This is a genomic window from Moorena sp. SIO4A1 (genome assembly GCF_010672065.1).
In the GTDB taxonomy this organism is placed as follows: domain Bacteria; phylum Cyanobacteriota; class Cyanobacteriia; order Cyanobacteriales; family Coleofasciculaceae; genus Moorena.
On the sequence record NZ_JAAHHX010000008.1, the window covers coordinates 1 to 12,490 of the forward strand.

Genomic DNA, 12,490 nt, shown 5'->3' on the forward strand with positions numbered 1-12,490 from the left:
CCACCAACAGATACATTGGAGCACTCCGAAAGGAAAGGATATCTAGGAGCCGTGTGAGGTTAAAGCTTCATGCACGGTTCTGAAGGAGAGGTGCTCCCCTTAATAGGGGACATCGACTCTAACAAACCACCTACTATCAAAGTATGATGTAATCGCTCATGAAAAACTAAATGTTAAAGGACTGGCTAAGTCCCGATTGGCTAAATCTGTGTTGGATGCGGGATGGTCAAGCTTCTTGACAATCCTAGCAAGCAAAGCCGTTCGCGTAGCGTGGCCTACGGCCTTGAATGCTGGCTTGTTAACGGTTCCAGTAAGCCCCAAAAATACTTCACAGAATTGCTCCAATTGTGGCAATAAAGTCCCCAAGAAGTTGCATGTCCGGTGGCATGATTGTCCCCATTGTGGATGCAGTCTTGACCGCGATCATAATGCAGCTATCAATATACGAAATAGAGCGGCAGGGTTTGAAGTTACCGTAAGATAGTGGAGCCTTAATCAAAAAGTTTTAACCCTTTTATGCATAGCCGACTAACAATAAAGGCTCCACTATCTAAGGTTTCGTCTCTCGGCAGTCCGTTCTTAAAGCCCAGCGCCTCCTAAGGGATGCCCGGATTGGCTGGGAAGCCTACACTGAACCTGTAAGGTCAGTGTAGGAGCTGTCACTAGTTAATAGTCAGTAGCAAGGAATATCAAGATTGCGGTGTGAGTTGAAATAATATATGAAACGCTTGATTCGAATTTTACTGATTTTACTGCTTGTCGTTGTATCGGCTCCTACGATCATCACACCCCCAGCAATGGCGCAAACCCAATTCCCAGAATTGACTAAGGCTCAGATCAAACAAATTAACCAGTTAAGGAAAAAGGCATTTGCTGCTACGAATCAGGGGAAATTCCCCACTGCTGAAAATTACTGGACTCAGCTAATTGAGCTGTTGCCAGATAATCCCGTGGGTTGGAGTAATCGGGGTAACCTTAGAGTCAGCCAGAATAAATTAGAAGATGCGATCGCAGACTTTACTCACGCCATTGAGTTAGCACCAGAAGCCACTGACCCTTATCTAAATCGCGGTGCTGCCTATGAAGGACAAGGGCGATGGCAAGATGCCATTGCTGACTATGAGCGATTGCTAAAACTTGATCCCAATGATGCCATGGCTTACAACAACTTAGGGAATGCCAAGGCAGGACTAGGCCAATGGACAGAAGCGATCGCAAATTACCAAAAATCCATCGAGTTAGCGCCCAAGTTTGCCTTTGCCTATGCTAACTATGCTCTGGCCCTATATCAAATTGGTGAAACCAAAGAAGCCATGGGCATCATGCGCAATACCATCCGAAAATACTCCCAATTTGCCGATCTGCGAGCTGCTTTAACAGCCGTTTTGTGGGCTAACGGAAAACGGGGGGAAGCTGAGAGTAACTGGGTGGCAGCCGTTGGTCTCGACAAGCGCTACCAAGACTTGGACTGGGTAGAGCATGTCCGCCGTTGGCCACCAATGATGGTTGAGGCGTTAGCAAATTTCTTAAACCTTAAGTGAAATTAACGTAAGGATTCAGCCGTCAGCCGTCAGCCGTCAGCCGTCAGCTAAAAGCTCACGCTACTTGAGGTGCCGCCAGCCGTCAGTCATTCGCTACTTGAGGTGCTGACGTAACAGAGATTAAACCAATTTTTACCTATTTTATTAAAAAGCTGATAACTGATAACTGATAGCTGAATGCTTACAAATTAACTTAAGTGAAATTAACCTGATCAACCTTAGCTTTTCTCAAGAGTCAATACTTTAGGAGTTACCCAATAACGTTAAGTCTTAACCTACGTTTAGGGTGCGTTCGCACCCTAAACTCATAACTCTTGACTAAACTATTGATTCTCAAGCACGCTTACCAACAAGCAGTTGTTTGAGGTTCCGACCCCGTGGCTCCTGGACAAATACCAAAGGTAAAAGGGTAGCCAATCGCAGGGCTGCTGAGAGGGCAAATAATGTTGGCAAACCACCGAAGTGAGGTAACTCGGCTAAAAAGCCACCAAATGTACTACCTATAGCACCACCTAATCCAGCTGATGCTGCAGCCGCCGCAAAATATGTGGAGGGTTTGTGGACTGGTGAGATCTCCACTTGGATGTTATTGGCACACAGGTCAATGGCTGCCACAGATGAACCTGTCGCGAAGAATAAAAGGGGTAGCCAAACCCAAAGAGCGAGAGTTGTTGGGCTGCTGATGCCAAGCCAAAGTAAGGGAATCACAGATAGCATGATCACAACAATCATTAGTACTGGGCGATTCCCGATCAGGTCAGACAACTTACCCCAGTACATCAGTGTCAATAAACTTGCTCCAGCCATCAGACTCGTATAGAGGGTTACCCAACCAACATCTAAGCCCAAATTGTCGAGCAGATAAACATTGAAAAACGGATTGCTGAGGGTGAAGGAAAAAACCCACAATCCAAAGAAGAGTACAAAGATTAGGAAGTTTGTATCTTTCAATAAGGCAACATAATCAGAAGGTGTGGGTTGATCCTCAGACTCTAAGGTTTCACCAGTAGTCTCATCAGTCTTCGCAGTCTTTTTTGAAGGTATCTGAGGAGTGACATCTACCATGAAGAACTGAAAAAGTAAACTGAGTATTCCAGCTATGATAGCCAAAATCAAGATTACGCCGTAGCCTTGAACTTGGCCACCTCCCCAGGTAGAAACAATATATCCGAGTAGGGGAACACACAGTAGGTTGGTTAAATGATTAAAGCTATTGCGCAGTGCAAAATATCGCCCTCGCAGGCGAACAGGAACTAACACCGCCATCCAGCTAGCCCAAGAGGGACTACCCAAAGCTCCAAAAATGTGAGTGATCAGGTTAATCGCCAGTGTACACAACACCAGATGATGAGCTGGAGCCAGACCAGTGCAGAACATCCCAATTCCTGCTAGGACAAATAACCACAGTAGTCGTGAAGGAACGAAGGTTTTCAGGATAAACCAGTGGCGACTGTAGGATCGATCAGATAAATAAGCACCAATAGGCTGTAGAAAATTCGCGAGTAGAGGTATTCCTGTGAGAATACCGATTTCAAAGTTGCTAGCCCCCAGTTGCAGCAAGAAGTTAGTCAGCAAAACCTCAGCCGTGACACAGCCAAAGAAGGTGGAAAACACACCGTCAATGTTGGCAGCCCTTAAGCTAGAGCGAATCTCTCCCTTGGGAATTTTTTCAGTAGGGCTAAGCGGCGGTCGTGCTTCCTTGTTTAGGGACTTGAGCAAATCTGGCAATCGCGGCAAAGACGGAGCTTCTGGGGCGACATCGGATATGAGTCTGAGCATAGCGGTTCAGGTAGCTAGATAGAGAGGACTTAAATGGCGAAATGGAGACGAGTAAATCGTATTGGTTCAGGTAGCACCTGTACTGGATCGGCAGGCAGGTCGAAACTCCTATGCCATATCCTCCCTACAGCATCCCCCTTCTTGATGGGCGTAGCGTGCCCATAGCGTAACCCTCTTGGCTTGCTCTTAAATCCCCCCTATACCCTCTTTTAAAACCCCCTTCGGCTAAAAGGGGTTTTAAAAGAGGAGTCTATGCCATTTAAATCACGAGGGAAGTAAGACTTGCTTACTCTCGCAGAAGACCTACCATAGCCTTCCGTACTCTTGGTAGAGTCCGGCAAGGTCTAGCTCCTGCGACATCTGCTATACACTCCGGTAACCCTTACTTTTCGAGAAGGGCTACCTTTCAATAACACTTATTCTCTAGCCTTCACCCAACCCCTTAGAAATACGAAAAGTATTACTCTTCGAGCATCCCTAAGGGTTACTTCCTAAGGGCTATGCCCTACGGGGAGAGCTATGGTCATGACGGGGTATAGCAGCGGAGGCTACGCTATTCAATTAACGGGGGAGCAAGGGGGCTAGACATGGATCATGAGGAAAAATCACGCCAATGCCTTATTCCCTTGTTTAGGAATCCCGATGTAGCCAGAATCGATATCTACATATCAATATCTACATATCAATATCTACATATCAATACTGACCGAGGTACAGCTGTTGCCTTTTTTATCCCTGGGGCAACAGGGTACCTTATACATAATATCTCAAAAAAATTAAAATATTGCAACAAAAATACAATTAAGTATATTGACGGAAATCTTTCATCTGACAGATCGTGCGCAAGAGCTCCCACTACCTTGCTACGGACAAAAAAAAGGCGGGATCGCCTTCATAGTCTTGATCTCCGGTTTGCGTAGTTGAGTCAGTCAAGAGTGTAGCCCTGATGGGGATCATGGTTAATCATAATTAAAGCTAAAGATAAGTGGTGGTATAATAAGGATAAGCAATAATAAAGTTGGCTACTAACAGCTAGCTTTACCCCAATAAATATGGCTAGTAACAGCTTTACACCTTAAGAAATAAGGACACCTTAAGAAATAAGCTGTAGAAAGCCATCTTGGACACCTTAAGAAATAAGCTGTAGAAAGCCATCTTGGATGTCGAGTTATCTCAAGAACCATATCTTCATCTGTATTTACTAATTATTTCTAGGTATATAGCCACCTCCTCAGACGGGAAATAAGTTTTCCAGGGGAGGTGCCCTTGCCGTCCTTACTTATCATGAAGCAAATCCTTTCGAGATGTCTAATTTTACTATCTCTAATTCTGTTCCTAACTGGCTGTAGCCGCAGTATCGCCAGTGACATTTCTACTGTGACCCTCAGCGGCTGGCAGAGCAGCCCGAAGGAAAAACAGCTCCTTGAGCAGGTACTGAGGGAGTTTGAAGCATCACATCCTGGCATAAAAGTCAAGTTTGAAGTGATCACTGACCAATATATGGATGTCATTAAGACTCGGTTGATTGGTGATGCTGCTCCTGATGTCTTCTATGTAGACGCCCTAGATGCTCCCTTACTCATGAATCATGGCGTTTTGGAGCCTCTTGATGATTACATCACTGAGGACCAGGACCTAGATTTAGATGACTTTGCTCCCCATCTCTCGGAAGCCTTCCAATCCTTAGGCAAAACCTACGGATTGCCTAAGGATTTTACAACCCTTGCCCTTTTCTACAATCAAAAATATTTCGATCAACTCAGTATAAGCAACCCTCCCCAAACCTGGGAAGAGTTAGAGGACTATGCCAAAAAATTGACCAGGGATACAACTCACAATGGCAGGGTTGACATATATGGATTAGGGATCACGCCAGAACTCTCTCGTCACTACTTCATGATCAAAGCCTTTGGCGGTGAGTTAGTTGACCAAAAAGGCGAGGCTGTCTTCGCGACTCGGCAAAGTCTATCAGGTCTAACACCTTTGATGGATATGTATCGAGAAAACCATTCTGCTGCCATACCGTCAGACGTTGGAGCTAGTTCTGGGAGCGAAATGTTTGGCCAAGGGAAGGCAGCAATGGTTATTGAAGGTAGCTATGCGATTCCTTACCTACAACAGACATTTCCCAAAATTGAGTTTGCCACTGCGGAAGTTCCCAGTATTGGTAACCACAAAGGAAGTATGGTTTATACCGTTGCTTATGTCATGAATAAGCAAGCCAAAAATAAAGAGGCTGCCTGGGAACTGATTTCTTATTTGACTGGCAAGGAAGGAATGAAAGCTTGGGCGAACGGAGGATTGGCAATCCCGGCTCGGAAATCAGTCATATCAGAACTTGGCTATGAACAAAATCCTCTTTACACCCCCTTTATTGCTGGTGCTGACTACGCCACGATTTGGCAAGAGGATGAAAAATTGCCAATATTTATGACCCATTTCGACAATCAGTTTCTTAGTGCTTTACTGGGTGAGCAATCCTTGAAGTCAGCCATGAAAAAAGCACAACAAACTGCTAACAAAGAAATTCAAGCGAGTAACTACTAACAAATGTCACTAGCTAAAGCTAAACTTGGAGTTGACCAAAACGTCAAATCGAGGGATGTCATATTGAAGAGATTTTGGCAGAAAGCCAAAGTTAGGGAAGCTATATCTGGCTACCTCTTCATGGCTCCTACTATTCTAGTTTTAGGAACCTTTTTGATTGCACCAATTATCTATGCAATCTTCCTTTCCTTCCATAAAGTTGAGATTTTAGGAGGCCTGAGTTACCGATTTGTCGAGTTAAAAAATTTCCTCCGTACCTTTGAGGATGAGCGAGTTTGGATTGCGCTAAAAAATACAATTGAGTATGTCATTATTGTTGTTCCTTGTCAAACAATCCTTGCTCTGGTTTTAGCTCTAGTCCTCAATAAAGAAATTAAAGGAAAAAAATGGTTCAGGATTATTTTCTTTCTCCCGACTGTCACTTCATCAGCGGTTTTAACCCTGATATTTATCTGGATTTATAATTCTAATGGTCTACTTAATGGATTACTAGACTTCTTTGGTTTACCGACCTATAACTGGCTAGGAGACCCAAGTGTGGCTCTCAAATCCATTATGATAATGAATATTTGGTCTACAGCACCGTTTTTCATGGTGATTTACCTGGCAGCGCTGCAAGATATACCTAGGTCCGTTTATGAAGCGGCAAAACTTGATGGGGCCAATGAGTTCGATCAGTTCATAAATATTACCGTGCCTTTACTCAAACCAGTTACATTTTTCGTTATGGTTATGGGTATCATTGGCACGTTTCAGTTATTCGACCAGTCTTACATCTTCTCGGGTGGCACCGGTGGTCCAAACAACTCAACCCTGACGGTTGTGCTTCTGATCTACCAGTATGCGTTTAGAAGTCTGGATATGGGTTACGCCGCTGCACTGGCATTAATGTTAGCTGGTGTAATTCTAGTGACAACACTGATTCAACGCGGCTTCTTTAGAGAAGAAAAAGCGAATTAGGAGATCAAAGAAGAGTGAATAATTTTCGTTGGATCAGAGGGATATTTTATGGCATTCTTATCCTCTATGCCATTATTACGTTTTTACCTTTTGCTTGGGCTTTATCAGCCTCCTTTAAACCCCTTGAGGAAATTATCGCTGGCGGGTTGAATTTTATACCCCATGATTTTACCTTCGATAACTACCGCAATATTTTCATTGAATCCCCTTTGTTTGGGCGCTGGTTTTTAAACAGTGTCTTGGTTGGTGTTTGTGTAACAGGCTTGAATATTATATTTAACTCAATGGCAGGTTATGCCTTAGCCAGAGTTAAGTTTCCAGGTAATTCATTATTGTTGGGAATAATCTTGGCAGTTTTGATGATTCCTGGACAAGTCACCCTAATTCCTGGTTATTTAATCTTAAAGTCTTTGGGATGGCTGAATACCTACCAAGGATTGATTGTACCGAGTGCAGTGAATGCCACCTTTATTTTTATGATGCGGCAGTTCTTTATCAATTTTCCTAAGGAACTTGAAGAGGCTGCTGCCTTGGATGGATTAAGTCGCTGGGAAACCTTTTGGCAGGTTGTCCTGCCTTTAGCCAAGCCAGCTTTGGCAGCACAAGCGATCTTTATTTTTATGGGGTCTTGGAATAATTTCTTAATGCCCCTAATGATTACCTCTGACCCAGGAATGTTTACGCTTCCCTTAGGTTTAAATACCTTTAAGGGGCAATACATTAGTTATTGGAACTACATTATGGCAGCCTCAATGGTCTTTACTATACCGGCTTTGGGGATTTACGCCTTCTTCAATCGTTACTTTATCTCTGGGGTAACATTTACTGGCTCTAAAGGATGAGCTGGTGAAAGGGTAAAGGGTCAAGTCCCACTACACACAGAGAAACGGATATGCCAATGGCAAGGTCAAGAGCTTCCCGCTTTTAATGCAGCGAGGTCTTGGGGGTAACCCCAAGACCTCGCTTTTGTTTTCGTCAACCTGTGAATTTTTGGAAGATTGACTATTGACTTTGACTTTTAACCTCAAGGACTCTCAACCTTGGCCTTTTGGCCACGGGTGCGCGTTCAACTATTAACAACCATTAACCCTGATGTACTATTTTCTGAATCTGTTCAGGAGTCAGCTGCTCAACATTATTAAAAACCGCTGTTGCACCAGCAGCTTTTAGCCTCTCTCCATAAGCCTCCCGGTGTTCTGGTATCTCCTGCACATGAGGGGGTAAAATCCCTACCCCAACCCAAACTCGTTCTGGATGAGAGTCTCTGGCTTTTTCAACAGTGTACATGTCAGCAACTGTGTCACCAACGTAGATAACTGGCAATTTCACCTTAACTTGGTGGTTCTGTTCTAGTTGTAGAACTACGGCAAACAGTCCTGTAGGGTCAGGCTTACCAGGAGCATCTTCCATCGCAATTAAAACAGGCCGTTCGAGACCAAGTCGTCCTTCTAGGGCATAGTTCGCTTCCTGTCGTGTTGCCCCACTGAAAAAACCCCAAGGAATCCCTGCTGTTGTCAAACTCTGTAAATAACTGGGTTGTAACAATAACGGTTCGTCACAAATGTACCCAGTCCAATGGTTGGGATCTGTTCCTCGATAGCGAGAATTGAAAAAATCAACAAGGGCTTCATAGTCGAGAGAAAAATGGGATCTCGTTTTTCCTTGAGCCTCAAAGTAGCGATAAACTAATTCTCGCGATGCATCCCAGTCGTTATTCCATAGCCCTTCTGATTTGAGTTGGTCAATCTCTACCATCGTGGGTCGATAGGCACCACCAGTGTAATGGTCTACCGTATCTGCGATCGCTCTACGGTAAGAACCACTAACGTCACGCACCACGCCGTCAATGTCGAACACCACTATGGCATTAAAGTTAGGAATAAATGTTTCTGAACTAGGCATCATGCACGCTTGGGCTAGTTGAGCCAATATTGCTGATCAGCACCAATACTACCAACTATTTAACTACAAACCTATCCCTGAATCTTGATCAAGAACAGTCTTCTTGCGCTAAAATCATCAATTGTACAATAGATTATAGTTAAAGATAACCTGGGATATCTGAGGGAGGCCTGATTGTCAAAATTTCTATTAAAAGTTCTCTGGCTAGATGAGAATGTAGCCCTGGCAGTTGATCAAATTGTCGGCAAAGGCACCAGCCCATTAACTTGTTACTTTTTCTGGCCCCGGAACGATGCCTGGGAACAGCTCAAGGATGAGATGGAAGCCAAACACTGGATTACTGAAGCTGATCGCATTGAAATCCTCAACAAAGCCACTGAAGTTATTAACTACTGGCAAGAGGAAGGTAGGCGTAGACCTATGTCTGAGGCTCAGGCTAAGTTCCCGGAAGTCGTTTTTACTGGTAGTGCTTAATCCAGCCTTGCTGATTAATCTAATGATTGAGGGGAATTGGGAATTGGGAATTGGTAACTGACCACTCATCCGACCATCGTTGAGATGATTCCTTAGTTGAACAACGTCCTTAATCCAATTACCTTAATCCAATTACCTTAATCCAAGCAAAAGACTGACCTTGACCAACTCCAGACGCTCCCCTACCCCCCTGTTTCGGGGGGTGTGGAGAGCGCGGAGCTTATAAGGTTTACATGCCTTCCTTACTTCGTTTACGGGGTTAGAATTTACCCTTGTGTTACTACACCATGCCACCAGCAGCTTGAAAGCGAGCACGGGCTTTCTTATAGGCTTGAGTTGCTTGGATTTTTTCTTGGGTATTCTCCTCGTTTTGAAGTTCTTCTAGACGAGCTTTTGCTTCGTTGAACTCAACACCTGCAGCATCCTTGTCAATTTCATCTTTGGACTCAGCACCATTGACAAGAATCGTCACTTCATTATCTTCAACTTCCACAAATCCACCCATAAGAGCAATTGGTATCCACTCTTTGTCTGAACGAATTCGCATCACACCAGTATCCAGCGCTGATAACAGAGGAGCATGATCACTCAATATCCCAAGCTGACCGGTAGTGCTGGGTAAAATTATTTCCTGTGCTTGGTCATCCCAGACGGTTTTGTCGGGAGCAATAATACGAACAGTTAAAGCCATCAGCAGAATCAATTGTGTTTGTTGGACTTTGGCAGTTTAGCAGGTTGAAAGTTACAGGTTACAGGTTAACTGGTTGAAGGTTAATTGTTACAGGTTAATTGTTACAGGTTAATTGTTACAGGTTACAGGTTAACTGGTTGAAGGTTACTAGGTTGCTGGTTACTGGTTACTGGTTACTGGTTACTGGTTACTGGTTACTAGGTTGCTGTTTAAATACCAAACCTTGGCCTTTCGGCCACGCTACGCGAACAACCTTGATAACCTTGGCCTTTCGGCCACGCTACGCGAACAACCTTGATAACCTTCAACCTTCAACCTTGATAACCTTCAACCTTCAACCTTGATAACCTTCAACCTTCAACCTTGATAACCTTCAACCTTCAACCTTGATAACCTTCAACCTTCAACCTTGATAACCTTATTAGCATCAAACCTGACTTAACTCTTTAGTTTTTCAGCTTTAGCGATCGCTTGATCAATACTGCCCACCATGTAGAAGGCTTGCTCGGGAAGGTCATCCAATTCGCCCTTCAGAATCATTTGGAAGCCTTTGATAGTATCGTCCAAGCTAACATACTGACCAGGAGAACCAGTGAAGACCTCAGCTACAAAAAACGGTTGAGACAAGAAGCGCTCAATCTTGCGGGCGCGAGCCACCGTTAGTCTGTCATCCTCGGACAATTCATCCAAGCCCAAAATCGCGATAATGTCTTGGAGTTCCTTGTAACGCTGTAGAGTTGCCTGCACAGAACGAGCTGTTCCGTAGTGGTCTTCTCCCACAATGCTCGGTTGCAGCATAGTTGAATTAGAATCGAGGGGGTCCACAGCCGGGTAAATTCCCTTAGATGCTAGGCCACGGGACAACACTGTTGTACCATCTAAGTGAGCAAATGTAGTTGCTGGGGCTGGGTCGGTCAAGTCGTCAGCTGGCACATATACTGCCTGAATCGAGGTAATTGAACCCTCGTTAGTGGAGGTAATCCGTTCTTGCAGAGCACCTACGTCTGTTCCCAAAGTTGGTTGATATCCTACAGCAGAAGGCATTCTTCCCAAAAGAGCAGACACTTCCGAACCGGCTTGTACAAATCGGAAGATGTTATCGATAAACAGCAACACGTCCTGCTTGTTCACATCCCGGAAGTACTCAGCCATGGTCAAAGCTGACAGACCCACCCGCATTCTCGCACCGGGGGGTTCGTTCATCTGACCATAAACTAGGGCAATTTTCGACTCGTTTAGATCATCCGGGTTGATTACCTTGGATTCCATCATTTCGTTGTAGAGGTCGTTCCCTTCACGGGTACGCTCTCCTACACCGCCAAATACTGATACTCCACCGTGTTTCGTGGCGATGTTGTTGATCAACTCCATCATGATCACAGTTTTGCCGACTCCAGCGCCGCCAAAAAGACCAATCTTACCACCGCGTCGATAGGGAGTCAGCAGGTCGATTACTTTAATACCCGTTTCGAATACTGAGGGCTTGGTTTCCAGCTCGGTTAACTTGGGAGCAGGGCGGTGAATTGGGAAGCGCTCCTCAGATTCTGCCGGTCCTCTGTTATCTACTGGTTCACCCAAGACATTGAAAATCCGTCCTAAGGTAGCCTTGCCGACGGGTACACTAATGGGGGCACCAGTATCAATAACTTCCATACCCCGCACCAGACCGTCTGTACCACTCATGGCAACAGAGCGCACTTGGTTATCCCCGAGAAGCTGCTGCACTTCGCAGGTCACAGCAACATCTTGTCCAGCTTCATTTTTGCCTTCAATTCTCAAGGCATTGTAAATCTGCGGCATTTTGCCGCTGGGAAACTCTACGTCAACAACCGGACCGATAATTTGGGCAATAGCGCCCGTGTTTGTTTGTTCTGCGGTGCCTACCATATTGCGCTTATTTAGTCAAGCTATTGTTACAGATTTTGGAAAACAGTCTTAACATTTAGTAATGCCACTCTCAAGATTACCATTGTTAGGGTTCAACCGTATCGGAAGTTGATCCCAAATTAAATATAAACACGACTCTAGCTTCCATCCCTTAGGGGTGACCATAGGAGGAGACCTTGGTTCATAATCACCTTCAAAGGTGATCCGATAATTGTTCAGCCAAGTAATAGCCTCAATTTAGCTAGACACCCCAAACCGGTTTACCCCACAACCGGCCTACTTTTGAAGTAGCTTGTCACCCCTTCAGCTACTAGAGACTTACTCTTCTTCGTCTTGAGTGAAGCGTTGGTATTCTTCCTTTAGTAGTTTTTCCTTAACTCGTCGGATGGGTAGATTAGCAATTAGTGCTGTTGCCCGTTGGTTGCTTTCTAAGGAAAACTCTGACCCATCGGGATCAATCTCAACGTAGCGAGAGACCACCTCCAGGATGTCTTGCCGCATCGACTCCACCATTTTAGGACTCAGGTCAGAGCGATCGTGGGCAATTACCAGTTGGAGGCGGCGCTTAGCCTCCTCACGGCTGCTTTGAGCACTCCTCCAGGAAAAAAGTTGTTCTAGAATTTCGATAATCATGGGGCTTTTTGGAGTAGTGAATAATCACACAGGGGGAGAAGGAAGAGGCTCTTTGGCAAAACTAGTTGTTGGCAAT

At 44.8% G+C, this 12,490-nt stretch carries 11 protein-coding genes and 1 pseudogene; 7 read left to right on the forward strand and 5 right to left on the reverse strand.

Features of this window, described 5'->3' with window-relative positions; translation table 11 throughout:
- Positions 1–124 precede the first annotated feature (124 nt).
- Positions 125–484 (forward strand): annotated as a pseudogene (locus F6K53_RS08250) (transposase); the annotation flags it as partial.
- A 235-nt stretch (positions 485–719) separates the two neighbouring features.
- Entirely contained in the window at positions 720–1,541 is an 822-nt protein-coding gene (locus tag F6K53_RS08255; RefSeq protein WP_293023228.1) for a tetratricopeptide repeat protein, read from the forward strand.
- 333 nt (positions 1,542–1,874) lie between these two features.
- On the opposite strand, the gene F6K53_RS08260 is transcribed toward F6K53_RS08255, so the two are convergent.
- Entirely contained in the window at positions 1,875–3,320 is a 1,446-nt protein-coding gene (locus F6K53_RS08260; protein WP_293023230.1) for an MFS transporter, read from the reverse strand.
- A gap of 1,284 nt (positions 3,321–4,604) precedes the next feature.
- Between F6K53_RS08260 and F6K53_RS08265 the strand changes: the two genes are divergently transcribed.
- From F6K53_RS08265 to F6K53_RS08275, 3 genes are read left to right on the forward strand one after another with little or no spacing between them, the layout of a single operon-like run.
- Positions 4,605–5,867: an ABC transporter substrate-binding protein gene (locus F6K53_RS08265; protein ID WP_293064514.1), complete on the forward strand. Its 1,263-nt coding sequence runs from the start codon at positions 4,605–4,607 to the stop codon at positions 5,865–5,867.
- A gap of 3 nt (positions 5,868–5,870) precedes the next feature.
- On the forward strand, positions 5,871–6,827 hold the full coding sequence (locus tag F6K53_RS08270) for a sugar ABC transporter permease (RefSeq protein WP_293043309.1): 957 nt from the start codon (positions 5,871–5,873) through the stop codon (positions 6,825–6,827).
- Between the two features lie 14 nt (positions 6,828–6,841).
- Positions 6,842–7,669 (forward strand): carbohydrate ABC transporter permease, encoded by an 828-nt coding sequence (locus F6K53_RS08275; RefSeq protein ID WP_293023236.1) that lies wholly within the window; start codon positions 6,842–6,844, stop codon positions 7,667–7,669.
- Positions 7,670–7,910: 241 nt separating this feature from the next.
- On the opposite strand, the gene F6K53_RS08280 is transcribed toward F6K53_RS08275, so the two are convergent.
- Positions 7,911–8,729: a TIGR01548 family HAD-type hydrolase gene (locus tag F6K53_RS08280; RefSeq protein WP_293065025.1), complete on the reverse strand. Its 819-nt coding sequence runs from the start codon at positions 8,727–8,729 to the stop codon at positions 7,911–7,913.
- 174 nt (positions 8,730–8,903) lie between these two features.
- Between F6K53_RS08280 and F6K53_RS08285 the strand changes: the two genes are divergently transcribed.
- Positions 8,904–9,203, forward strand: a complete 300-nt coding sequence (locus tag F6K53_RS08285) for a 30S ribosomal protein PSRP-3 (protein ID WP_075897825.1) — start codon at positions 8,904–8,906, stop codon at positions 9,201–9,203.
- 280 nt (positions 9,204–9,483) lie between these two features.
- Here the strand turns inward: F6K53_RS08285 and atpC are convergent, their stop codons facing one another.
- Positions 9,484–9,894 (reverse strand): ATP synthase F1 subunit epsilon, encoded by a 411-nt coding sequence (gene atpC / locus F6K53_RS08290; RefSeq protein ID WP_070391911.1) that lies wholly within the window; start codon positions 9,892–9,894, stop codon positions 9,484–9,486.
- Between the two features lie 137 nt (positions 9,895–10,031).
- Between atpC and F6K53_RS08295 the strand changes: the two genes are divergently transcribed.
- Complete coding sequence (locus tag F6K53_RS08295) at positions 10,032–10,238, forward strand: hypothetical protein (protein ID WP_293023243.1); 207 nt, start codon at positions 10,032–10,034, stop codon at positions 10,236–10,238.
- 94 nt (positions 10,239–10,332) lie between these two features.
- Here the strand turns inward: F6K53_RS08295 and atpD are convergent, their stop codons facing one another.
- The gene (gene atpD / locus F6K53_RS08300; protein ID WP_293023246.1) at positions 10,333–11,781 is read right to left on the reverse strand and encodes a F0F1 ATP synthase subunit beta; all 1,449 of its coding nucleotides are present in this window, start codon (positions 11,779–11,781) and stop codon (positions 10,333–10,335) included.
- 318 nt (positions 11,782–12,099) lie between these two features.
- Positions 12,100–12,414 (reverse strand): cell division topological specificity factor MinE, encoded by a 315-nt coding sequence (gene minE, locus F6K53_RS08305; RefSeq protein ID WP_293023248.1) that lies wholly within the window; start codon positions 12,412–12,414, stop codon positions 12,100–12,102.
- Positions 12,415–12,490 lie beyond the last annotated feature (76 nt).

Bases quoted from the DNA above. Each gene is read 5' to 3' on its own strand.
- minE (WP_293023248.1), bottom strand. From the start codon at position 12,414: ATGATTATCGAAATTCTAGAACAACTTTTTTCCTGGAGGAGTGCTCAA.
- F6K53_RS08255 (WP_293023228.1), top strand. From the start codon at position 720: ATGAAACGCTTGATTCGAATTTTACTGATTTTACTGCTTGTCGTTGTA.
- atpD (WP_293023246.1), bottom strand. From the start codon at position 11,781: ATGGTAGGCACCGCAGAACAAACAAACACGGGCGCTATTGCCCAAATT.
- F6K53_RS08265 (WP_293064514.1), top strand. From the start codon at position 4,605: ATGAAGCAAATCCTTTCGAGATGTCTAATTTTACTATCTCTAATTCTG.
- atpC (WP_070391911.1), bottom strand. From the start codon at position 9,894: ATGGCTTTAACTGTTCGTATTATTGCTCCCGACAAAACCGTCTGGGAT.
- F6K53_RS08260 (WP_293023230.1), bottom strand. From the start codon at position 3,320: ATGCTCAGACTCATATCCGATGTCGCCCCAGAAGCTCCGTCTTTGCCG.
- F6K53_RS08270 (WP_293043309.1), top strand. From the start codon at position 5,871: ATGTCACTAGCTAAAGCTAAACTTGGAGTTGACCAAAACGTCAAATCG.
- F6K53_RS08280 (WP_293065025.1), bottom strand. From the start codon at position 8,729: ATGCCTAGTTCAGAAACATTTATTCCTAACTTTAATGCCATAGTGGTG.